The following is a 21,967-nucleotide window of genomic DNA, read 5'->3' as shown; positions in this document are numbered from 1 at the left end:
ACGGCCAGTGACAGGAATATGTCCAGTTCGTGGCGGATGGCCGTGCCCCGCTGCCGGGTGGGCCCGACCGGTTCGGCCTCGCCCGGCCCCGCCGGGGCCGTACGCCGCGTGCGTGTCGGCGGCGCGGCGTAGGCTGGAGACCCCCGGCCGCTCGGCGCGCCGGGCCGTTCGCGTTGCCCCGGCGGGCTTTCGACGCCCCGGGGCAGCATCAGCCACGGGACGAAGAAGAGACCCCAGATGAGTCTGACCGGACTGCTCGATGTCGTCGCGCGGGACGCGGCGCTCGCGGAGGCGATCGAGGCGGCCACCGCCACCGGAGCCGCGGCCGGCGGCCGCCGCCACCTGGACCTGGTCGGACCGCCCGCGGCCCGGCCGTTCGCCATCGCCGCGCTGGCCCGTGCGCTCGCCGGACAGGCCACCGGGGAACGGGGCCGACCGGTGCTCGCCGTCACCGCGACGGGCCGGGAGGCCGAGGACCTGGCCGCCTCGCTGCGCTCGCTGCTGCCCGCCGACGCCGTCGCCGAGTTCCCGGCCTGGGAGACGCTGCCGCACGAGCGGCTGTCCCCGCGCTCGGACACCGTCGGCCGCCGGCTGGCCGTGCTGCGCCGGATCGTCCACCCGAGCCTCGGCGACGCCTCCGGGCCGGAGGCCGGGGGAGACCCGACGACCGGGCCGGTGCAGGTGGTCGTCGCCCCCGTCCGCTCGGTGCTGCAGCCGCAGGTCAAGGGGCTCGCCGAGCTGGAGCCGGTGGCCGTCCGGCGCGGCGAGTCGCACGATCTGGAGGAGGTGGCCCGCAAGCTCGCCGCGGCCGCCTACGCGCGCGTCGAACTGGTCGAGAAGCGCGGCGAGTTCGCCGTCCGCGGCGGCATCCTGGACGTCTTCCCGCCGACCGAGGAGCACCCGCTGCGGGTGGAGTTCTGGGGCGACGAGGTCGAGGAGATCCGGTACTTCAAGGTCGCCGACCAGCGCTCGCTGGAGATCGCCGAGCACGGGCTGTGGGCGCCGCCCTGCCGCGAGCTGCTGCTCACCGACGAGGTGCGGGCGCGGGCCGCCGAGCTGGCCGTCGAGCATCCCGGGCTGGCGGAGATCCTGGACAAGATCGCCGAGGGCATCGCGGTCGAGGGCATGGAGTCGCTGGCCCCGGTGCTGGTCGACGACATGGAGCTGCTGCTCGACGTGCTGCCGCTCGGTTCGGTCGCGGTGGTCTGCGACCCCGAGCGGGTCCGGACCCGGGCCGCCGACCTGGTGGCGACCAGCCAGGAGTTCCTGCACGCCTCCTGGGTCGCGGCCGCGACGGGCGGCGACCGGCCGATCGACCTGGAGACGATCGACGTCTCCGCCGCCTCGCTGCGTTCGCTCGCGGAGGTGCGCGAGCACGCCGCCGAGATCGGGCTGCCCTGGTGGTCCGTCAGTCCGTTCGCGACCAGCGAGTCGACCGTCGACAGCGTGCTCGAGTTCGACGCCAACACACTGACCCTCGGCATGCACGCCGTCGAGGCCTACCGGGGCGACACCGCGCGGGCGATCGCCGACGCCAAGGAGCGGCTCGCCGCCGACTGGCGGGTCGTCATGGTGACCGAGGGGCACGGGCCGGCCTCCCGGCTCGCCGAGGTGCTGGGCAACGAGGGCATCCCGGCCCGCCTGGTCGCCGACCTCGCCGAGGCACCCACCCGGGACGTCGTGTACGTCTCCTGCGGCTCGATCGAGCACGGCTTCGTGGACGAGGCCCTGAAGCTCACGGTCATCACCGAGACCGACCTGTCCGGCCAGAAGTCCTCCACCAAGGACATGCGCCGGATGCCCTCGCGCCGCCGCAACGCGATCGACCCGCTGGCGCTCGCCGCCGGCGACTACGTCGTCCACGAGGCGCACGGCGTCGGCCGGTACGTCGAGATGGTGCAGCGCACCGTCCAGGGCGCCACCCGCGAGTACCTGGTGCTGGAGTACGCCCCGGCCAAGCGCGGCCACCCCGGCGACCGACTGTTCGTGCCGACCGACCAGCTCGACCAGGTCACCAAGTACGTCGGCGGCGAGGCCCCGACGCTGCACCGGCTCGGCGGCGCCGACTGGGCGAAGACCAAGCAGCGGGCCAAGAAGGCGGTCAAGGAGATCGCCGCCGACCTGATCAAGCTGTACTCGGCCCGGATGGCCGCCCCCGGCCACACCTTCGGCCCGGACACCCCGTGGCAGCGCGAGCTGGAGGACGCCTTCCCGTACGCGGAGACGCCGGACCAGCTGACCACGATCGCCGAGGTCAAGTCCGACATGGAGAAGTCCGTCCCGATGGACCGGCTGATCTGCGGCGACGTCGGCTACGGCAAGACCGAGATCGCCGTACGGGCCGCGTTCAAGGCGGTGCAGGACGGCAAGCAGGTGGCGGTGCTGGTGCCGACCACCCTGCTGGTGCAGCAGCACTTCTCGACCTTCGCCGAGCGCTACGCCAACTTCCCGGTGACGGTGAAGGCGCTCTCCCGTTTCCAGACCGACAGCGAGGCCAAGGCCGTCCTGGAGGGGCTGTTCGAGGGCTCGGTGGACGTCGTCATCGGCACCCACCGGCTGTTCTCCTCGGAGACCAGGTTCAAGGACCTCGGCCTGGTCATCGTCGACGAGGAGCAGCGGTTCGGCGTCGAGCACAAGGAGCAGCTGAAGAAGCTGCGCGCCAACGTGGACGTGCTCACCATGTCCGCGACGCCGATCCCGCGCACCCTGGAGATGGCCGTCACCGGCATCCGCGAGATGTCCACCATCACCACCCCGCCGGAGGAGCGGCACCCGGTGCTGACCTTCGTCGGCCCCTACGACGAGAAGCAGATCTCGGCCGCGATCCGGCGTGAACTCCTGCGCGAGGGCCAGGTGTTCTACATCCACAACCGGGTGGAGTCGATCGACAAGGCGGCCGCCCGGCTGAAGGACCTGGTGCCCGAGGCACGGATCGCCACCGCGCACGGGCAGATGGGGGAGACCCAGCTGGAGAAGGTCGTCGTCGACTTCTGGGAGAAGGAGTTCGACGTCCTGGTGTCGACCACGATCGTGGAGTCCGGCATCGACATCTCCAACGCCAACACCCTGATCGTCGAGCGCGGCGACACCTTCGGCCTCTCCCAGCTGCACCAGCTGCGCGGCCGGGTCGGGCGCGGCCGCGAGCGCGGCTACGCCTACATGCTGTACCCGCCGGAGAAGCCGCTCACCGAGACCGCCCACGAGCGGCTGGCCACCATCGCCCAGCACACCGAGATGGGCGCCGGCATGTACGTCGCGATGAAGGACCTGGAGATCCGCGGGGCGGGCAACCTGCTCGGCGGCGAGCAGTCCGGGCACATCGCGGGCGTCGGCTTCGACCTCTACATGCGGATGGTCGGCGAGGCGGTGGCCGAGTTCCGCGAGTCGCTGGCGGGCGGCGGCGAGCCGGAGGAGGAGCCGCTGGAGGTGAAGATCGAGCTGCCGGTCGACGCGCACGTGCCGCACGACTACGCGCCCGGCGAGCGGCTGCGGCTGCAGGCGTACCGTTCGATCGCGGCGGTCAACTCGGAGGCGGACATCCAGCAGGTCCGGGACGAACTGGTCGACCGCTACGGCAAGTTGCCCGAGCCGGTGGAGAACCTGCTGATGGTCGCGGCGCTGCGGCTGTACGCCCGCCGGTGCGGCATCTCGGACATCACCCTGCAGGGCTCCAACGTCCGCTTCGGGCCGGTGGAGCTGCGGGAGTCCCAGCAGCTGCGGCTGAACCGGCTCTACCCGCGCAGCCAGGTCAAGGCGGCGGCCCAGCAGCTGCTGGTGCCGCGTCCGAGCACCGGGCGGATCGGCGGCAAGCCGCTGGTCGGCCGGGAACTGCTGGCCTGGTGCACCGAGTTCCTGTCGGCCATGTTCGACGACCTGGCGGGGGCGAAGAAGTAGCGCCCGGCAGCCTGGCCGGCCACCCGCCCGGCCACCCGCCGCTCCTGACCCGCCGCCCCGGGAGAGTAGGTTCGGGGTGTGATGACGAATGTTCCCGGTGCCACGTTGATCCTGCTGACCACCACCCACCGGGTGGCTCCCGGGCTGCTGGCGTGGCCGGCGTGGGAGGCGTTGCGGTCGGCGGGGCGGGTGCTCGTCGGGGACGAGGGGCACCCGCAGGTGGCGGCGGTGCGGCAGGCCGGGGTCGCGGTGGAGGTGGCGGCGGCCGGGTCGGCGCCCGAGCTGGCGCGGCTGCTCACCGCGCAGCCGGCCGGGGCCGGCCCGACGGTGTGGCTGGGCAGCCCGGACGGGGATCCGGGACTGACGGACGCGCTGGCGCGGCTCGCGGTGGAGCGGGCCGGTGAGGTGCCGGAGATCGAGGTGCTGCCGGGTTCGTACGACCTGCCCGGGTCGCGGCTGCTGGACCTGGTGACGGTGATGGACCGGCTGCGCTCGCCGGGCGGCTGCCCCTGGGACGCCGAGCAGACCCACGAGAGTCTGGTGAAGTACCTGGTGGAGGAGGCGTACGAGCTGGTCGAGGCGATCGAGGAGGGGGACCGGGAGACACTGCGCGAGGAGCTGGGCGACGTGCTGCTCCAGGTGTTCTTCCACTCCCGGATCGCCGAGGAGCATCCGACCGAGCCGTTCACCGTCGACGACGTGGCCGGCGACATCGTCGAGAAGCTGATGTACCGGCACCCGCACGTGTTCGGGGACGTGGAGGCCGGGGGCGCCGCCGAGGTGGAGGCGAACTGGGAGCAGCTGAAGGCCGCGGAGAAGGCGGACCGGGAGTCGGTGCTGGACGGCGTGCCGGCCGGGCTGCCCGCGCTGGCGTACGCGGCGAAGCTGGTGTCCCGGGTGCGCCGGGCGGGTTTCACGGGGGTGCCGGACGAGCCGTACGAGCTGCCGACGGAGCTGACCGCGGAGTCGGCGGGCCGGTTGCTGCTCGCCGTGGCGCAGCGGGCGCACGACGCCGGGGTGGACGTGGACGCCGCGCTGCGGTCCGCCGCCCGCGGCTACCGGGCCGCGGTGCGCGCGGCCGAGGGCCTCAAGCCGGAGTGAGGCCCCGGCGCACGGCCGGGCGGCTCAGGCCGCCGCGGCGGTGGTCCCGACCGGGCGCCGCTGGGGCGGGACGAGTTCGCCGATGGCCTCGCCGACGAGGACGACGAGTTCGGCGAGGCGTTCGAGGTCGAGGTGGTCGGGCAGGTCGGCGAGGGAGATGATCCGCTCGCCGTCCGGGCCGGCGACGGCGAACAGGTCGATCGGCCCGAGGTGCTTCTCGGCGGTGTCGACGAGGGCGGCGACGTCGCTGGGGCGGCGGATGTCGCCGCAGACGCCGACGACCGGGCAGCCCGGCCGGTCGAGTTCGGCGGCGAGGTCCTCGGCGATGCCGACGTGCTGGTCGGCGATCAGCATTCCGGCGGCGCCGGCCGCGGAGAAGCGGCGGGCGAGGTCGGCGCCCGACCCGCCGTCGAGTACCGCGATGACGACGACTGACCCGCTGACCCGCATGGCCTGCTCCTCCCTGTGGGCGACACCGCACCGGCGCCCACGCGTACTGCGGAGGATCGTAGGCACGTCCTGACCCTCCGCAACAGGGATTACCCCGCAGGTGACCAGGCTCACGCCCGCCGCCCGGCCAAGAGCTGTCCAAGAGCTGTCCACGGCCCGTCCACGGGTCGTCCACGGACCGTTGGCGCGCCGGCCACGCGCCGGTCACGCGCCGGTGGAGGGCCGTCGCGCGCGGCCTCGGAAGGGCGCGCCCGGCTCGCCGGGAACGCACCGGATACGGTCGACCCATGCCAGCTCAGCCCGACCCCGCCCAGAGCGCCGCCGCTCAGCCCGAAGCCCCCGCTCCGCAGCTGTTCGGCTGGGAGTTCGCCTCCGATCCGTACCCCGCCTACGCCTGGCTGCGCGAGCACTCCCCGGTGCACCGCACCACGCTGCCCAGCGGGGTCGAGGCGTGGCTGGTGACCAGGTACGCGGACGCCCGGCAGGCCCTGGCGGACGGCCGTCTGTCGAAGAACCCGGCGCACCACAGCGAGCAGGCGCACCGTACCGGCCGGGTGGGCATCCCGGGGGAGCGGCAGGCGGACCTGATGACGCACCTGCTGAACATCGACCCGCCGGACCACACCCGCCTGCGCCGGCTGGTGTCGAAGGCGTTCACGCCGCGCCGGGTGGCCGAGTTCGAGCCGAGGGTGCAGCAGCTCACCGACCGGCTGATCGACGGTTTCGCGCAGCGCGGCTCGGCGGACCTGATCCACGAGTTCGCGTTCCCGCTCCCGATCTACGCGATCTGCGACCTGCTGGGCGTGCCGGCCGAGGACCAGGACGACTTCCGCGACTGGGCCGGGATGATGCTGCGGCACACGAAGCCGGGACAGGGCGGAGGCCAACGCGGCGGCGTCGGGCGGGCGGTGAAGCGGATCCGGGCGTACCTGCTGGAGCTGATCCACCGCAAGCGCGCCGACCTCGGGGACGACCTGATCTCGGGCCTGATCCGGGCGAGCGACCACGGCGAGCACCTGACGGAGAACGAGGCCGCGGCGATGGCCTTCATCCTCCTGTTCGCCGGTTTCGAGACCACCGTGAACCTCATCGGCAACGGCACGTACGCGCTGCTGCGCAATCCGGAGCAGCGCGGGCTGCTGCAGGCGTCGGTGGCGCGCGGGGAGCGCGCGCTGCTGGACACCGGCATCGAGGAACTCCTGCGCTACGACGGGCCGGTGGAGCTGGCGACCTGGCGGTTCGCGACGCGGCCGCTGACCATCGGCGAGGTGGACATCCCGGTCGGCGATCCGGTGCTGGTGGTGCTGGCCGCGGCGAACCGTGATCCGGCCCGGTTCGCGGACGAGAACGCCCTGGACCTGGCCCGGTCGGACAATCCCCACCTGGGTTTCGGGCACGGCATCCACTACTGCATCGGCGCCCCACTGGCCCGTCTGGAGGGGCGGTCCGCGCTGGCCACACTGCTTTCCCGGCTGCCCGATCTGCGGCTCGCGGAAAGCCCGGAGAACCTGCGCTGGCGCGGTGGTCTGATCATGCGCGGACTGCGGGAACTCCCGGTCGAATTCAGTCCGGAGAGCCGCTCCCCGCATACGCCACCGCATACGCCACCGCATACGCCACCGCATACTCCGCCGCGCGCTCCTTCTGCGCCCTGACATATCGGCACGACCCGGCGACGCGCCCGGTCGTGAACCGGCGGGTCGCCGGCGGACGTTCACCAAGCGGGGGGTGAACGCCCATCAACCCGGACATACCTCCGTCGGCGGTGGGCGATCGGGCGCGCGCCGTAATTTCGGTGTGATATCGGTGATATGAGCTTGTGATCGGCCTGAGGATCTGTCTACTCTCCCTGGAGTTCGCAGCCGCGGACCTCGTGCGCGGGACGCCGAATCCTGCCCGCCGTGTCACGGGAAACCGACCAGACCCTGGGCAGGGGCGGGGGAACCAGGTTTGTTGCCGTTCCCCGACGGCTTGGGGTGAAGCCGCCCGAGCGGAATCGTCTCCGCATCCGGCGGCCGGGCCACCTCCCGGTCCGAACCCGACAGCTCACCTCGCAGGCGTGCGGAGAGGGCCTCTTCATGCTGTTCGTTGGAACCGGCCGTCATCGTCGTCGCACCCAGACCGAGAAGGCCATCGCCGTCGCCGGTGTGGCCGGCGTCGGACTCGCGATGCCGCTCCTCACTGCCACCGGTGCCTCCGCCGCCCCGGCCTCCACCTGGGACTCCGTCGCCCAGTGCGAGAGCGGCGGCAACTGGAGCATCAACACCGGCAACGGCTTCTACGGCGGTCTGCAGTTCACCTCCGGCACCTGGAAGGCGTACGGCGGCACCGCCTACGCGCCGCAGGCCGACCAGGCCAGCAAGGCGCAGCAGATCACGGTCGCCGAGAAGGTCCTCGCCTCGCAGGGCCCCGGCGCCTGGCCGGTCTGCTCGCAGAAGGCGGGCCTGAGCAAGGGCGGCGCCCCGGCCGCGGTCGACGCCTCGTCGGATGCCAAGCCGCAGTCCGCGCCCCAGCAGACCCCGAAGGCCGCCGCCAAGCAGGCCCAGAAGCCGGTCGAGAAGCCGGTCGAGAAGCCCGCCCAGAAGCAGGCCCCGAAGCACGCCGCACCGAACCAGGCCGAGAAGCCCGTCGACCAGTCGGCGCAGCAGTACGTCCCCAAGCACGCGGCCCCGCGCGCCGCGCAGCCGGCGGCGGCCGCGCAGACCGGCCACGACTACACCGTCCGGGACGGTGACACGCTGTCGTCCATCGCCACCGCCCAGGGCGTGTCCGGCGGTTGGCACGCGCTGTACGACGGCAACCGCGCCACCGTCGGCGGCGACCCGGACCTGATCCTGCCCGGCCAGGTCCTGCAGCTGGGCTGAGCCGCTCCGCGTCCGGGCGTGACCGGCGCGGCGCGCGGAGGGGGCCGGGACGACCGGCCCCCTCCGTCCGCCTCAGGACCCTTCCGTCCGCCTTCGTCCGTCTTCGTCCGCCATCCGCCCGCTTCGGGGGGACGAGCTGGGTCAAGCAGGTGAACTACCGGTGGGTAGCGGGGCCACACGCTGAGACGGTACCGAGGCCGACGTGGCCCGGGGAGCCCGTGCGGCTAGGCTCTGGTCCGTAACGACTCCGCAATCGTCCTGGCGACAGCACCACCGTCAGCCGGACCCTGCTTCCGCAAGGAGATGCCTCGTGCCGTCCATCGATGTCGTCGTAGCCCGTGAGATCCTCGACTCCCGCGGCAACCCCACGGTCGAGGTCGAGGTCGGCCTCGACGACGGCAGCACGGGTCGTGCCGCTGTCCCGTCGGGTGCCTCCACCGGTGCCTTCGAGGCGCTGGAGCTGCGCGACGGTGACAAGAACCGCTACTTCGGCAAGGGCGTGGAGAAGGCCGTCCTGGCCGTCATCGAGCAGATCGGCCCGGAGCTGGTCGGCTACGACGCCACCGAGCAGCGCCTGATCGACCAGGCCATGCTCGACCTGGACGCCACCCCGGACAAGTCCTCGCTCGGCGCCAACGCCATCCTGGGCGTCTCGCTGGCCGTCGCGCACGCCGCCTCCGAGGCCAGCGACCTGCCGCTGTTCCGCTACCTGGGCGGCCCGAACGCCCACGTGCTGCCCGTCCCGATGATGAACATCCTCAACGGCGGTTCGCATGCGGACTCCAACGTCGACATCCAGGAGTTCATGATCGCCCCGATCGGCGCGGAGTCCTTCTCCGAGGCCGTCCGCTGGGGCGTCGAGGTCTACCACACCCTCAAGGGCGTGCTGAAGGAGCGCGGCCTGTCCACCGGCCTCGGCGACGAGGGCGGCTTCGCGCCGAACCTGGACAGCAACCGCGAGGCCCTGGACCTCATCACCGAGGCCATCCAGAAGGCCGGTTACGTGCCCGGCCGTGACATCGCGCTCGCCCTGGACGTCGCCGCCTCCGAGTTCTACGAGGACGGTGCCTACCAGTTCGAGGGCAAGGCGCTCACCTCCACCGAGCTCATCGAGTACTACGCCGAGCTGGTCGCCTCCTACCCGCTGGTCTCCATCGAGGACCCGCTGGACGAGTCGGACTGGGACGGCTGGAAGGCCATGACCGTCAAGCTGGGCGACAAGGTCCAGCTGGTCGGCGACGACCTGTTCGTCACCAACCCGTCCCGCCTGGCCCGTGGCATCGAGACCGGCACGGCCAACGCGCTGCTGGTGAAGGTGAACCAGATCGGCTCGCTGACCGAGACCCTGGACGCCGTCGAGCTGGCCCAGCGCAACGGCTACCGCTGCATGATGTCGCACCGCTCCGGCGAGACCGAGGACGTCACCATCGCCGACCTCGCCGTCGCCACCAACTGCGGCCAGATCAAGACCGGTGCCCCGGCCCGCTCCGAGCGCGTCGCCAAGTACAACCAGCTGCTGCGCATCGAGGAGATCCTCGACGACGCCGCCGAGTACGCCGGCCGCGGCGCCTTCCCGCGCTTCCGCTCCGCGGAGTGAGCAGGGCGGGTACGACGGCCGCGCGCTCCCGGTAGCGCACGCCTGACCGGTGCCCCGCCGTTCACCCCGTAGGGTGGACGGCGGGGCACCGTCGCGACCAGGAGGGGACACCGGAGATGGCAGGCTGGAGGATCCCGGGCTTGGCGGCCCGGCCTCGGTTCACGAGCCGGGCGACCGTCCTCGTCCTGGTGCTCTGCTCCCTGGTGGCGATCCTCGCCTACCCGACACGGCAGTTCATCTCCCAGCGCGCCGAGATCTCCGCCCAGCGGGCGAAGGCCGACCACGCCCGCCAGCAGGTCGAACAGCTGCGCCGGGACAAGGCCCGCTGGCAGGACCCGGAGTACGTCAAGGCGCAGGCCCGCGCCCGGCTGCACTACGCGGTGCCGGGGGAGACCCCGTACATCGCCGTGGACCCGGCCGGCCAGGCCTCCGCCCGGCCCTCCTCGCCCGCGGTCGGCGCCGCCCCGCCCGGCGGCACGGCGGCCGGCCGGTCGACGGCCGGCAAGCCCTGGTACGCCAGCATCTGGGACTCGGTGGACGCCGCCGACACGGCCGCGGCTGCCCCCGCCACCCCCCTTCCGCTCCCACCGTCCCCCGTTGGAGACACCTCCCCCCATGACCACTGAGAACCACCCCGCCGTCTCCGACGCCGACGTCGCGGCCATCGCCGCCCAGCTCGGCCGGGTGCCGCGCGGCCTGCGCGGCGTGGCGCACCGCTGCCCCTGCGGCAACCCGGACGTCGTGGAGACGGCTCCCCGGCTGCCGGACGGCACGCCGTTCCCGACGCTGTACTACCTGACCTGCCCCAAGGCCGCGTCGCTGATCGGCACGCTCGAGGCGGACGGCGTGATGAAGGAGCAGAGCGCCCGGCTCGCCCAGGACCCGGAGCTGGCCGCCGCCTACCAGAAGGCGCACGAGGACTACATCGCCCGGCGCGACGCGATCGAGGTGCTGGAGGGCTTCCCGAGCGCCGGCGGCATGCCGGACCGGGTGAAGTGCCTGCACGTGCTCGTCGGCCACTCGCTGGCGGCCGGCGAGGGCGTCAACCCGCTCGGCGACGAGGCGATCGGCATGCTGGAGGACTGGTGGGCCAAGGGCCCGTGCGTCTCCCCGGCCGAGGTCGAGGCCGCCGGTGAGCGGGTCGCCCGCAACCGCGCCAAGGAGCAGGACCACGAGGCGGTGATCGCCGCCAAGCAGCAGAAGGCCGCCGAGCGCGCCGCCAGGAAGCGCGCCGCCGAGGACGCGGAGCAGGGCGCCGACGGGCCGCAGGAGTCGCGGTGACCATGACCCGCGTGGCCGCGATCGACTGCGGCACCAACTCCATCCGGCTGCTGGTCGCCGATCTGGACCCGGAGACCGGGGAGATCACCGACCTCGACCGCCGGATGATCGTCAACCGCCTGGGCCAGGACGTGGACCGGACCGGCCGCCTGCACCCGGACGCGCTGGCCCGCACCTTCGCGGCCTGCCGGGAGTACCAGGAGGTCATCTCGGGCTTCGGCGTCGGCCCGGAGCGGGTCCGCTTCGTCGCCACCAGCGCCTCCCGGGACGCCGAGAACAGCGACGAGTACGCCAAGGGCGTGCGCGACATCCTGGGCGTCGAGCCCGAGGTGGTGAGCGGCGAGGAGGAGGCGCGGCTGTCCTTCCTGGGCGCCACCAAGGAGCTGACCGGCGAGCTGTTCCCGGCTCCGTACCTGGTGTTCGACCTCGGCGGCGGCTCGACCGAGTTCGTGCTCGGGACGGACGACGTGCAGGCGGCGCGCTCGGTGGACATCGGCTGCGTGCGGCTCACCGAGCGGCACTTCGGCGGTGCCGAGCTGCCCTCCGAGGAGCAGATCGCGCAGGCCCGGGCGCATGTGCGGGCCGAGCTGGACAAGGCCGAGGAGGTCGTTCCGCTGACCGGCGCGGCCACCCTGGTGGGCCTGGCCGGGACGGTCACCACGGTGTCCGCGATCGCCCTGGGCCTGTCGGGGTACGACTCGGCGGCGATCCACCACTCGCGGGTCAGCCGGGAGCAGGTCGCCGGGATCGCCCGGGAGCTGCTGGCCGCGACCCACGCCGAGCGGGCGGCCATCCCGTCCATGCACCCGGGCCGGGTGGACGTGATCGCGGCCGGGGCGCTGGAGCTGCTGGAGATCATGGAGCGGACCGGAGCCGCCGAGGTGGTCGTGAGCGAGCACGACATCCTGGACGGAGTCGCCTGGGGTATTGCCTCCTGACGCTCCGCAGGCCTTACCGTTCCGGCCCCGGCGCCCCTTCGGGGGAGCCGGGGCCGGGGCGCGCCCGGGCCCGTGCGGAAAAGTTCGTGAATTTCTTCACATGGCGATCCGCTCATTCGCCCCACCGGCTCGCCCGCTACGTCCGAATTGTGGGACCGAAGGCCCCCCGCCCATGGGGCCCCTTGGATCGCAGGCCAGGGGTCGATCGGGGTTTGAGAATCGAATTCACGCGCGGGAACCCGGGCCCTGTACGGATCGTTGCTGCTCAGCAGGGTGGTGCTCCGGCGCACGTCCACGAGGCCGCGCGCGGGCGGGTGAGCGCTCGCTCAGGAGCCGAAAATGCGGCCGCGCAGTGTAGCACGGGGGGTCCATGAGCTTGTGACCGGGCTCACGAAGGCTGCTCCGAACGGTGCTGGATACTTTCGGATATGAGCACCACGGAGCGTCCTCGCATCCTCATTGTCGGCGGTGGTTACGTCGGCCTGTATGCCGCGATGCGCATCCTCAAGAAGATGCGTTACGGCGAAGCGACCGTCACGGTCGTGGACCCGCGGTCGTACATGACGTACCTGCCCTTCCTCCCCGAGGCGGCCGGCGGCAACGTCGCGCCCCGCAACCTCGTCGCGCCGCTGCGCAGCGCCCTCAAGCAGGCGGAGGTGCTGACCGGGTCCGTCACCGGCATCGACCACGCCCGCAAGGTCGCCACCGTCCAGCCGGCGGCCGGCGACAGCTACGAGCTGCCCTTCGAGTACCTGGTCGTCGCGACCGGCTCGGTCTCCCGCACCTTCCCGATCCCGGGTCTGGCGGAGAACGGCATCGGCATGAAGACGGTCGAGGAGGCCATCGGCCTCCGCAACCACGTCATGGCCCAGCTCGACAAGGCCGAGTCCACCACGGACGAGGAGGTCCGCCGCAAGGCCCTGACCTTCGTCGTCATCGGCGGTGGCTTCGCCGGCATCGAGACGATCGCCGAGATCGAGGACATGGCGCGCGACGCGTCCAAGCTGTACCGGACCGTCAGCCGCGACGACATGCGCTTCGTCGTCGTCGAGGCCGCCAACCGCATCCTCCCCGAGATGGGCCCGGACCTCGGTCTGTGGACCAAGGAGAAGCTCGAGGAGCGCAACATCGAGGTCTACATCGAGACCTCGATGGACTCCTGCGTGGACGGCCACGTCGTGCTGAAGAACGGCCTGGAGATGGACGCCTCCACCATCGTGTGGACGGCCGGCGTGAAGCCGAACCCGGTGCTGGCCGAGTTCGGCCTGCCGCTGGGCCCGCGCGGCCACGTCGACACCGCGCCGACCCTCCAGGTCCAGGGCTTCGACTACGTGTGGTCCGCCGGCGACAACGCCCAGGTCCCGGACCTCGCCGCCGGCGAGGGCGCCTGGTGCCCGCCGAACGCGCAGCACGCCTGCCGTCAGGCCGTCGTCCTCGGCGACAACGTGATCTCCGGCATGCGCGGCTTCCCGCAGAAGGAGTACAAGCACAAGAACCTCGGTGCGGTCGCCGGTCTGGGCCTGCACAAGGGCGTCGCGATCCTCTTCGGCAAGTACAAGCTGAAGGGCCGCCCGGCCTGGTGGTTCCACCGCCTGTACCACGGTGCGATGGTGCCGACCTTCAACCGCAAGGTCCGCGTCTTCACCGACTGGACCCTCGCGATGTTCCTGAAGCGCGAGATGGTCGGCCTCTCCCAGATGGAGAAGCCGCAGCTTCCGATCCAGGAGGTCACCCCGCCCACCAAGCCCGTCGAGGCCGCCAAGCCGGCCGCCGACAAGGAACTCGCGAGCAAGTAGGCGACTGAGACCCCGGTGTGGGAGCACCGGGGTATGAGTCGGAGGCCCTCCGCCCGGCAGTGTCGCCGGACCACGACCTCCGTGGTGCTCAGCCGGCCGTGCGACCGGGCGGAGTACAGCAGTAGAAGAGCCCCTGCCGGGTCCGGCAGGGGCTCTCTCTGTGACCGCTGGGGCCTGTCCGGCGTCTGCGGCCGGGGTCAGTCGGTCTTGATGCTCGACAGGATGTCCAGCCTGGACGCCCGGCGGGCCGGCCAGATCGCGGCGACCAGGCCGACCACCCCGGCCAGCGCCAGGAACAGCGCCAGCTGGCCGTACGGCAGGACGGTCGTCAGGCCGGACAGGCTCGACTTCAGGGTGCCGTTGATCGCCCAGGCGATGAAGCAGCCGAGCAGCAGGCCGACGCCGGCGCCGAACAGCGAGATCACCACGGACTCCAGCCGGACCATCCGCTTGATGCCCCTGCGGTCCAGGCCGATCGCCCGCAGCATCCCGATCTCGCGCTTGCGCTCGAAGACCGACATCGCCAGCGTGTTGATCACACCGAGGATCGCGATCAGGACGGCCATCCCCAGCAGCCCGTACATCAGGTTCAACGCGAACGTGATGGTCTGGCTGAAGTCGTCGCGGACGTCCTGCCTGGACTTGACCCCGATCACCGGGTTGGCGCCGGTGGCGTCCTTGAGCGACTGCTTGAGCGTGTCGGTGGCGCCGTCCTTGCCCTTGACCAGGACGTCGGAGATGTACGGCTTCGGCTCGTGCTTGGCGACCTCGCTGTTGTCGATGAGGACCGGGCCGAGCATGCCGCCCGTCCGGTAGACGCCGCCGACGGTCAGCTGACCGGTGGAGTCGTCCGGGTAGGAGACCTTCATCGTGGAGCCGGCGGTGACGTTGAACTTCTTGGCGACGTCCTCGTCCACCAGTAGTTGGCCCTTGCCGAGCGCGGCGGCGGAGCCGCTGGTCAGCTTGACCTCGACCAGCTGGTCGAAGCTCGCTGCGTCCAGGCCGGTGATCGACTTGGTGGTGCCGTCGAGCTCCCAGTAGGCGGCGGTCATCGGCGAGGAGGCCGCGACCCCGGGCGCCTTGGCGACCTGCGCGGGCACCTGGTCGGAGAGGTTCATGCCGTTGGCGGCCGAGACGATGTAGTCGGCCTTCATCGAGCTGGTGACGGCCCGGTCGACCACGTCGGACACCGAGGCGCCGATCACGGTCAGACCGGTGACCAGGGTCAGGCCGATGGTGAGCGCAGCGGCGGTGGCCGCCGTGCGGCGCGGGTTGCGCACCGCGTTCTGCTGGGCGAGCTTGCCCGGGGTGCCGCCGAGCCCGCGCAGCAGCGGGCCGATCAGCGCGACCACCGGGCGGGAGAGCAGCGGCAGCAGGACGAACACGCCGATCAGGGCCAGGAAGGCGCCCAGGCCGACCGGCAGCCGGCCGCTGGTGTCGCCGGTGGAGGCGCCGTAGCCGATCAGGGCCAGACCGCCGGCGGCGAGCAGCGAACCGATCGTGTTGCGGACCACCAGGCTCTTCTGGGAGGCGGGCTGGTCGCCGCTGCTCATTGCGGCCACCGGCGCGATCCGAGCCGCGCGCAGGGCCGGCAGGAGGGCGGACAGCACCGTCACCACGACGCCGACCACGACCGTCACCACGACGGTCAGCGGCTTGACCACCAGCGAACCGCTCGGCATGTTCTCGTTCAGGTTGCCGATCAGCGACTGCATCCCGGCGCCGATCCCGACTCCCGCGGCCAGACCGGCCACCGCCGAGACGGTGCCGATCAGCAGGGCCTCGACCAGCACCGAGCGGGTGACCTGCTTGCGGCTGGCGCCGATGGCGCGCAGCAGGGCCAGCTCCTTGGTGCGCTGGGCGACCAGCATGGTGAAGGTGTTGGCGATGATGAAGATGCCGACGAAGAGCGCGATGAAGGCGAAGACCAGCAGCATGGTGCGCATGCTGTCGGTGCCCTTGGCGATCATCTCCTGCTCGTCCGCCTTGAGCTTGGCGCCGGTCTCGACGTCGAACTGGTGGCCCGCCGGCACCTTGGCCTGGACCTGGGCGAGCAGCGCGTCCTCGGAGGTGCCGGGCTTGGCGGTGAGCACGATGCTGCTGTAGCGGCCGGGCTCCAGCAGCAGCTGCTGGGCGGTGGCCTTGTCGAACAGGGTGAGCGTCCCGCCGGTGCTCACCACCGGGTCGTCGGTGGTGAAGACCCCGGTGAGCTTCGCCTCGACCACCGGGCCGTTGGCGGCGACCCGCACTGTGTCGCCGACCTTGTAGCCCGCCTTGTCGGCGGTCCTTCGGTCGAGCGCGACCTCCTTGCCGTTCTTCGGGCCCTGGCCCTCGGCCATCGGGTAGCGCTGGTCCTTGCCGTCCTGGCCCGGGGCGAAGTTGGCGCCGCGGGCGGCCCAGAACTGGCCGATCAGGTTGCCCTTGTGGTCGGCGACGCCGGTGAAGCCGCTCACCACGCCGCGGGCGACGCCGGTGCCCGGGAGGTCGGTCAGCTGCTGGAGGGTGGCGTCGGTGAGCGCGGCCGAGCCGCTCTCGCTCTTCTGCTTGGCGCTGGCGCCGGAACCGGCGGCGCGGTCCACCAGCTGGACGGAGACGTCCGAGTAGCTCTTGGAGTTGCTGTCCCGCATGGCCTTGCCGAAGGTGTCGGAGAAGACCATGGTGCCCGCCACGAAGGCGGTGCCGAGCATGACGGCGAGCGCCGTCATCAGCAGTCGGCCCTTGTGGGCCAGCACGTTGCGCAGTGCGGTGCGATACATGGGGTGTCCTGGGATGCGTCAGTGGTGGCGGGCTGCGGGCTGTCGCCGTGTCAGCTGGTGCGGCCCTTGGCGTCGAAGCGGCGCATGCGGTCCAGGACGGTGTCGGCGGTGGGCGCGTGGAGTTCGTCGACGATGCGGCCGTCGGCGAGGAAGACGACGCGGTCGGCGTAGGAGGCGGCGACGGGGTCGTGGGTGACCATGACGACGGTCTGGCCGAGTTCGCGCACGGAGTTGCGCAGGAAGGAGAGGATCTCGGCGCCGGAGCGGGAGTCGAGATTGCCGGTGGGTTCGTCGGCGAAGATGATGTCGGGCTTGCCGGCGAGGGCGCGGGCGCAGGCGACGCGCTGCTGCTGGCCGCCGGAGAGCTGGGAGGGGCGGTGGCTGAGGCGGCCGGAGAGGCCGACGGTGTCGACGACGCGGTCGAGCCAGGACTGGTCGACCTTGCGGCCGGCGATGTCCATCGGGAGGGTGATGTTCTCCAGGGCGGTGAGGGTGGGGAGGAGGTTGAACGCCTGGAAGACGAAGCCGATGTGGTCGCGGCGCAGTTGGGTGAGCTGCTTGTCCTTGAGGCCGACGAGTTCGGTGTCGCCGATGGTGGAGGAGCCGGAGCTGACGGTGTCGAGGCCGGCCATGCAGTGCATGAGGGTGGACTTGCCGGAGCCGGAGGGGCCCATGATGGCGGTGAACTCGCCCTGGGGGAAGGTCACCGTGACGTCGTCGAGGGCGACGACGCGGGTCTCCCCCTCCCCGTAGACCTTGTTCAGGCCGGTGGCGCGGGCGGCCGCCCGGCCGGTTCGGACGGCGGTTGCGGTCGACGTGGTCACGGGGAACTCCTCAGGCTCGTGGACTTGTACCTCCATGCTCCGTGACGTGATCATGGTTTGACGTCGCTCCGCCGGACGGTTGGTCCGACCACCGTTGGGCGTACTCGGCGGCAGCCCCCTCCTCCTGCGGTATGACGGGAACCCTGAGGTGGGGCCGGTGGCACGGCGGTGGCCGGAACCACTATCCTTCGTGACCAAATCCCGAACTATTCGTCAGATAGCATGGAAACATGACAACTTCCGTGGATGGAGACATGCGAAAGGGTGAGTCGGGAGACTAGGCTCAGGGTGGCGGTTCGAGTCCGGCTCCGGGCACTTAGCTCCACACCGCCCCTGATCAGGCAGAACGGCCTGAAAGTGGCGATCCTGCCTTTGCGCGCGGGAACATTGCGGGAACATAGGCGCCATGAAAGGCGTCTACCCCCGCAAGAACAGGGCCGGCGAGGTCATCTCGTACCAGGTGAAGTGGCGCCTGGGCGGCACCGGGCCCTGGCAGTCCGAGTCGTTCACCGACGAGCCCGGTGCCGGCGTGTTCCGGGACGAGGTCGAGGCGGCCGGCTGGCAGTGGCCCAAGAACTGGGTGAAGGGCGTCGGGTACGTCGACCCGGTCGAGTCGGCGGCGGAGCCCGAGGAGGACGCCGAGCAGTACCGCTTCGAGACGTACGCGCTGGCGTCGATCGAGCGCCGGGGCGGGGTCGGCGGGAAGTACAAGCAGCAGTGCATCAGGGAGTTGCGCACCTACGCCTTCCCCACGTTCGGGAACTGCGACATCCGCTCCGCCGCCGACTTCTCCAAGTCGACGGTGGCGGCCTGGGACCTCGTGCTGTCGAAGACGATGGTGTGGCGGGGCGCGACGCAGAAGCCGATGTCGCCGAAGACGCTGCGGAACATCCACGGGCTGGTGTCGTCGATCCTGGAGGAGGCCACCAACGAGGAGCCGCCGCTCCGGTCGAGGAACCCGTTCAAGTTGGTGTCGTTGCCGCGCACGGACGACTCCGGTGTGGACGCGGACGAGGATTCCGACGACGAGGACCGGTGCTACCTGACGCCGCGCGAGGTCGAGGCGATCGTCGGCGAGCTCCAGCGGCCGGAGGACAAGCTGCTCGTGCGGCTGGGGTACGCGACCGGCCTGCGCTGGGGAGAGCTGTCCGCGCTGACGCGCCGGCACATCTTCCGCGACCCGCGGGACGGCAAGGTCAAGGTGCGGGTGGCCCGTGCGTGGAAGTGGGCGCCGGAGAAGGGCTACTACCTCGGCACGCCCAAGAGCAAGGCGTCGAGGCGCGTCATCAGGCTGCCCGAGACGATCTGGCGCGAGCTAGTCGAGTCGGGCTTCCTCAAGCTGTCCCCGGGCGCTCTGCTGTTCCACAACGGCGAGGGCGACCGCCTGCCGTACTCGACGTTCTACGACCGGTGGATCGCGGCGGTCGACAAGGCGAAGAGGAAGTGGGACGCCAGCACGGTGGAGTTCCACGAGCTGGCGCTGCTCGGCTACGACTCGCCGGTGGGGATGGGCGCCGACGAGGACAGCGCCGAGATGTTCGCGAAGTTCGAGGAGTTCTTGACCGCGGCGGCGCTGGTGGAGTCCGTCGGCCTGGACCCGGACAAGGACCCGGGGATCCACGACCTGCGGCACGGCCACGCGGCGGCGCTGATCACCGCGGGCCGGAGCCTGACCTACGTGCAGCGGCGCCTGGGCCACGAGTCCATCCAGACGACGTCGGACACGTACGGGCATCTGCTGCCGCAGGCGGACGACGACGCCATGGAGACGGTCGAGTGGGCGCTGTCCGGCGGCCGCGGCCCCGGGCACCGCCCCGCCGGGAGCCAGGTGGTGGCGGACGTCGCGCCGGTCCCGCCGGAGCAGGGCGACGGGCGGCGGGTGTACGCGGTGCACGTGGACGGGCGCCCGCTCGGGTTCTGGGACCTGGGCCACGCCCAGGCCGTCGCGGCGCAGTGGGAGGTGGACCGGGGCAAGCCGGCCCGGGTCGAGGTGTGGTCGGCGGCCTGGTGGACGCGCCAGGTGCCGGGCGGGCTGAACGCGGTGCGCTCCGAGATGCCGGAGCGGGAGCAGGTCTGGTACGTCGGACCGGCGATGTACCGCCGTGACGGCTCGGAGTACGTGCTGCCCTCCGCCGTGAGCGAGCCGGTGGGGCGCTTCTTCTGGGACTGGGAGGACGGCTTCACCGACGAACTCGGCATTCCCCAGGCGGAGTGGCGGCCGACCGGCGCGACGACCGCCGAGGCGTGGGGAACGGACCGGGACGCGGTGCTGGAAGCGTACGGGCGGGCCCGGGTCGAGGCGCTGGAGAAGTGTGGGAGCAATCCGGCGGCGGCCAGCGCGGAGGTGTGAGCGGGCGAAGGGCCCCGGCGCGGTGCGCGCCGGGGCCCTTCTGCGTGCGGTGCCGTCAGCTTGCGAGCCCGAGCGCCGGGGCACGGAGGGTTCCGGAGGCCCGGAGCGTCTGTCTGGCCGGCGTGGCGGCGCGGAGCCTCGGGTGGCGCACCTGGCCGTCCGCCTGGTGGGCGCGGGTCGCGGCCAGGCGGGGCCTGCTGTCGCTGGACATGGAGGGTGCGGGCGTGGCCTCGGGGACCTGCGTGCTGGGCTTGTCGTGCTCGCACTCGTCGGCCTCGGTGCTGCGGGAGTCCATCGGCGGCTGCTTCTTCTTGCCGGGGGCGGGCGGGGCGGCCGGGACGGTGACCGAGGAGGGGTCGGCGGGGCGCCCGGTGGTGCCGGTGGTGACGATGGCGGCGGCGGTGCCGCCGACGAGGACGGTCGCGGCGGTGACGCCGACGGTGAGGGCGCGGCGCCGGGCTGCCCAGGACGCGCGGAGCCGGTGGCGGGGCACGGCGGGGGCGGCGTCGGCTTCGTGGGCGACGAGCGCAAGGTGGCCCTTGGCCTTGGCGCGGGAGGTGCAGGGCTCGGTGATCTCGCCCTCGCCTCCAGCGGTGGCTGCGGGGAGAGCGGCGGCCGAGGTGAGCGCCAGGATCTTCTGGGCGGTCACCTCGGCGCGGAGCTCGTTGATCAACTTCGCGTGACGGGCGTGCGAGCGGGCCAGTAGGACGATTGCGAGGACGGCAGCCCCGAGGATTGCAGCCAGGACGACGTCAGCCAGGTGCACCACGTTGGCCCCTTTGGTTCGTTCGGGTGCTTTAAGAGGGGCCAATCCTTCTCGCGGCATATGCGCACTTTCACGAGAAGAAACAGAATGTGACCATTCCGTGACCTTCGCTCAGGCGGTGTGCTTCCAGTGCTCCCGACCGTTGTCTTGCCCGGGTCGGTCGGGTACCTCCCTGCCGATGAGGCGCAGAACCTCGTCTTGAGCTTCTGGCGGGAGGCCGGCCAGCAGGGTGGCGACGGCGTTGATGGTCGGGCGCGTCGCTTCCAGGCCGGGGCCCTGGGGGCGCGCGGGGCGTAGTCGCGCTAGCTCGTCGGCGGCGTCGTGGCGGCCGGCCTCCCGGAGTTCGTCCGGGGTGACGCCGACGGTGAGCGCCATCCGGGCGAGGGTCTCCGTCGGGGCTTTCACGGGGACGGGGACGCCCCCAACTGACTGGTAGCCGCTGACGATCTGCCGCCATCTGGCGTCGCTGAGGCCCGACTCCAGCGCGGCCTGTTTGGCCGTCAGCCCGGAGCGGCTGAGCCCCGCCTTGAGGGCCGCGGCCTCCGGGGGTGGGGCGGGTCGCGTGCTCATGTCCATGTAGCTCAGTTTCGCAGTACTACGCGCTACTTCGCTACTAGGGCTAGGCGCTAAGGCGCATTTGTGTCGCGCGAAGGCGTAGTCACGCCCCGACTAGCGCCACTAACTTGAAGTAGTTGCTACTAGCGCTACTACGCGCTAGCGTGCAGCTATGGATCACCCGTCGAAGCGGCGCCCACGGGGTGCCCCGATGAACCACGCCCCCGCGGCCGTGACCTACGCCCGGGAGAAGGCCGGGCTGACGAAGCGGGCGCTGGCGGCTCAGCTCGGGATCTCCGAGCAGTTGATGTGCGACATCGAGGCCGGCCGCCGCAACGCCACCCCTCCCCGGCTCAAGGCCATGGCCGACGCGCTGGGCTGCCCCATGGTCGTCCTGGAAGCCAAGAAACCGGCTCCGCAGAACGGCTCGAAGTCCTGATGCGGCGTCAACGACCGCACTGCACATGCGTAGTTGTGCAGGCGTACGACTGCGACGAGGCCGCCGCGAAGCTGCGGTGCAAGGCCCGCTTCCTGCGCGACCAGATCAAGAAATTGCCCCACATGAAGGTCGGCGGGTCGATCTCCTTCTGCGAGTGCGATCTCCGCGCGATGCAGGAGATGTTCACCGTCGAAGTCCCCGCCGAGGTGCGGCACTTGACCGTCGTCGCGCCGCCGGCCGACGACAACCCCTCCGCCGACCGGCTCCGCGCCCTCCGCCCCTCCAGGGCCAGGAATCGCCACGCCGGATGACGGCAACAGGGCCGCCCGGACCGTGCCGGGTCGACAGGCAGCCCT

At 71.7% G+C, this 21,967-nt stretch carries 16 protein-coding genes, 1 pseudogene and 1 riboswitch; of the genes and pseudogenes, 12 read left to right on the top strand and 5 right to left on the bottom strand.

Annotated features, from left to right (window positions below):
* Positions 1-237 precede the first annotated feature (237 nt).
* Entirely contained in the window at positions 238-3,894 is a 3,657-nt protein-coding gene (gene mfd / locus IF30_RS0114050; RefSeq protein WP_030237034.1) for a transcription-repair coupling factor, read from the top strand.
* Between the two features lie 81 nt (positions 3,895-3,975).
* Positions 3,976-4,995: a MazG family protein gene (locus IF30_RS0114045; protein WP_030237032.1), complete on the top strand. Its 1,020-nt coding sequence runs from the start codon at positions 3,976-3,978 to the stop codon at positions 4,993-4,995.
* A 24-nt stretch (positions 4,996-5,019) separates the two neighbouring features.
* Here IF30_RS0114045 and IF30_RS43525 read toward each other — a convergent pair whose 3' ends face one another.
* Positions 5,020-5,445: an SDR family NAD(P)-dependent oxidoreductase gene (locus tag IF30_RS43525; protein WP_030237029.1), complete on the bottom strand. Its 426-nt coding sequence runs from the start codon at positions 5,443-5,445 to the stop codon at positions 5,020-5,022.
* A 287-nt stretch (positions 5,446-5,732) separates the two neighbouring features.
* Here IF30_RS43525 and IF30_RS0114035 point away from each other — a divergent pair, with 287 nt between their 5' ends.
* The 7 genes and pseudogenes from IF30_RS0114035 to IF30_RS0114005 all read left to right on the top strand — a co-directional run bounded on the left by IF30_RS0114035 (position 5,733) and on the right by IF30_RS0114005 (position 13,921).
* The gene (locus IF30_RS0114035; protein ID WP_078891373.1) at positions 5,733-7,100 is read left to right on the top strand and encodes a cytochrome P450 family protein; all 1,368 of its coding nucleotides are present in this window, start codon (positions 5,733-5,735) and stop codon (positions 7,098-7,100) included.
* Positions 7,101-7,351: 251 nt separating this feature from the next.
* A riboswitch (cyclic di-AMP (ydaO/yuaA leader) is annotated at positions 7,352-7,519 on the top strand.
* Positions 7,520-7,523: 4 nt separating this feature from the next.
* A complete protein-coding gene (locus IF30_RS50585) occupies positions 7,524-8,309 on the top strand; it encodes a transglycosylase family protein (protein ID WP_030237022.1) in 786 nt (261 codons plus the stop codon).
* 310 nt (positions 8,310-8,619) lie between these two features.
* Positions 8,620-9,906 (top strand): phosphopyruvate hydratase, encoded by a 1,287-nt coding sequence (eno, locus tag IF30_RS0114025; protein WP_030237019.1) that lies wholly within the window; start codon positions 8,620-8,622, stop codon positions 9,904-9,906.
* 140 nt (positions 9,907-10,046) lie between these two features.
* Positions 10,047-10,532: an FtsB family cell division protein gene (locus IF30_RS0114020; protein WP_051710195.1), complete on the top strand. Its 486-nt coding sequence runs from the start codon at positions 10,047-10,049 to the stop codon at positions 10,530-10,532.
* Positions 10,504-11,037 (top strand): annotated as a pseudogene (locus IF30_RS0114015) (DUF501 domain-containing protein); the annotation flags it as partial. The gene IF30_RS0114020 and the pseudogene IF30_RS0114015, both read left to right, overlap by 29 nt.
* A 152-nt stretch (positions 11,038-11,189) precedes the next feature.
* Positions 11,190-12,125: a Ppx/GppA phosphatase family protein gene (locus IF30_RS0114010; protein WP_030237012.1), complete on the top strand. Its 936-nt coding sequence runs from the start codon at positions 11,190-11,192 to the stop codon at positions 12,123-12,125.
* Positions 12,126-12,553: 428 nt separating this feature from the next.
* Entirely contained in the window at positions 12,554-13,921 is a 1,368-nt protein-coding gene (locus tag IF30_RS0114005; protein ID WP_030237009.1) for an NAD(P)/FAD-dependent oxidoreductase, read from the top strand.
* A gap of 197 nt (positions 13,922-14,118) precedes the next feature.
* On the opposite strand, the gene IF30_RS0114000 is transcribed toward IF30_RS0114005, so the two are convergent.
* Both IF30_RS0114000 and IF30_RS0113995 read right to left on the bottom strand, forming a co-directional pair.
* The gene (locus IF30_RS0114000; protein WP_030237006.1) at positions 14,119-16,677 is read right to left on the bottom strand and encodes an ABC transporter permease; all 2,559 of its coding nucleotides are present in this window, start codon (positions 16,675-16,677) and stop codon (positions 14,119-14,121) included.
* Between the two features lie 50 nt (positions 16,678-16,727).
* Positions 16,728-17,537 (bottom strand): ABC transporter ATP-binding protein, encoded by an 810-nt coding sequence (locus IF30_RS0113995; protein WP_051710192.1) that lies wholly within the window; start codon positions 17,535-17,537, stop codon positions 16,728-16,730.
* Positions 17,538-17,907: 370 nt separating this feature from the next.
* On the opposite strand from IF30_RS0113995, the gene IF30_RS41430 reads away from it, so the two are divergent.
* Positions 17,908-19,851 carry a tyrosine-type recombinase/integrase gene (locus tag IF30_RS41430; protein WP_037899890.1) on the top strand — a complete coding sequence of 648 codons (1,944 nt, stop codon included), beginning with the start codon at positions 17,908-17,910 and terminating at the stop codon, positions 19,849-19,851.
* Between the two features lie 55 nt (positions 19,852-19,906).
* On the opposite strand, the gene IF30_RS0113980 is transcribed toward IF30_RS41430, so the two are convergent.
* Positions 19,907-20,620: a hypothetical protein gene (locus IF30_RS0113980; protein WP_030237001.1), complete on the bottom strand. Its 714-nt coding sequence runs from the start codon at positions 20,618-20,620 to the stop codon at positions 19,907-19,909.
* A 108-nt stretch (positions 20,621-20,728) separates the two neighbouring features.
* Positions 20,729-21,193: a hypothetical protein gene (locus tag IF30_RS0113975; RefSeq protein WP_051710190.1), complete on the bottom strand. Its 465-nt coding sequence runs from the start codon at positions 21,191-21,193 to the stop codon at positions 20,729-20,731.
* 190 nt (positions 21,194-21,383) lie between these two features.
* Here IF30_RS0113975 and IF30_RS0113970 point away from each other — a divergent pair, with 190 nt between their 5' ends.
* Both IF30_RS0113970 and IF30_RS0113965 read left to right on the top strand, forming a co-directional pair.
* Positions 21,384-21,611: a helix-turn-helix domain-containing protein gene (locus tag IF30_RS0113970; protein ID WP_051710186.1), complete on the top strand. Its 228-nt coding sequence runs from the start codon at positions 21,384-21,386 to the stop codon at positions 21,609-21,611.
* A 35-nt stretch (positions 21,612-21,646) separates the two neighbouring features.
* A complete protein-coding gene (locus IF30_RS0113965; protein WP_051710182.1) occupies positions 21,647-21,922 on the top strand; it encodes a hypothetical protein in 276 nt (91 codons plus the stop codon).
* Positions 21,923-21,967: the final 45 nt, after the last annotated feature.

This window comes from Streptomyces sp. NRRL S-350, from assembly GCF_000719705.1.
Classification (GTDB): domain Bacteria; phylum Actinomycetota; class Actinomycetes; order Streptomycetales; family Streptomycetaceae; genus Kitasatospora.
This window is presented reverse-complemented; position numbering and strand designations above follow the sequence as displayed.

Bases quoted from the DNA above. Each gene is read 5' to 3' on its own strand.
- IF30_RS0113970 (WP_051710186.1), top strand. From the start codon at position 21,384: ATGAACCACGCCCCCGCGGCCGTGACCTACGCCCGGGAGAAGGCCGGG.
- IF30_RS0114045 (WP_030237032.1), top strand. From the start codon at position 3,976: ATGACGAATGTTCCCGGTGCCACGTTGATCCTGCTGACCACCACCCAC.
- IF30_RS50585 (WP_030237022.1), top strand. From the start codon at position 7,524: ATGCTGTTCGTTGGAACCGGCCGTCATCGTCGTCGCACCCAGACCGAG.
- IF30_RS0114000 (WP_030237006.1), bottom strand. From the start codon at position 16,677: ATGTATCGCACCGCACTGCGCAACGTGCTGGCCCACAAGGGCCGACTG.
- IF30_RS43525 (WP_030237029.1), bottom strand. From the start codon at position 5,445: ATGCGGGTCAGCGGGTCAGTCGTCGTCATCGCGGTACTCGACGGCGGG.
- IF30_RS0114010 (WP_030237012.1), top strand. From the start codon at position 11,190: ATGACCCGCGTGGCCGCGATCGACTGCGGCACCAACTCCATCCGGCTG.
- IF30_RS0113975 (WP_051710190.1), bottom strand. From the start codon at position 21,193: ATGGACATGAGCACGCGACCCGCCCCACCCCCGGAGGCCGCGGCCCTC.
- IF30_RS0113995 (WP_051710192.1), bottom strand. From the start codon at position 17,537: ATGGAGGTACAAGTCCACGAGCCTGAGGAGTTCCCCGTGACCACGTCG.
- IF30_RS0114035 (WP_078891373.1), top strand. From the start codon at position 5,733: ATGCCAGCTCAGCCCGACCCCGCCCAGAGCGCCGCCGCTCAGCCCGAA.
- IF30_RS0114005 (WP_030237009.1), top strand. From the start codon at position 12,554: ATGAGCACCACGGAGCGTCCTCGCATCCTCATTGTCGGCGGTGGTTAC.
- mfd (WP_030237034.1), top strand. From the start codon at position 238: ATGAGTCTGACCGGACTGCTCGATGTCGTCGCGCGGGACGCGGCGCTC.
- IF30_RS41430 (WP_037899890.1), top strand. From the start codon at position 17,908: ATGAAAGGCGTCTACCCCCGCAAGAACAGGGCCGGCGAGGTCATCTCG.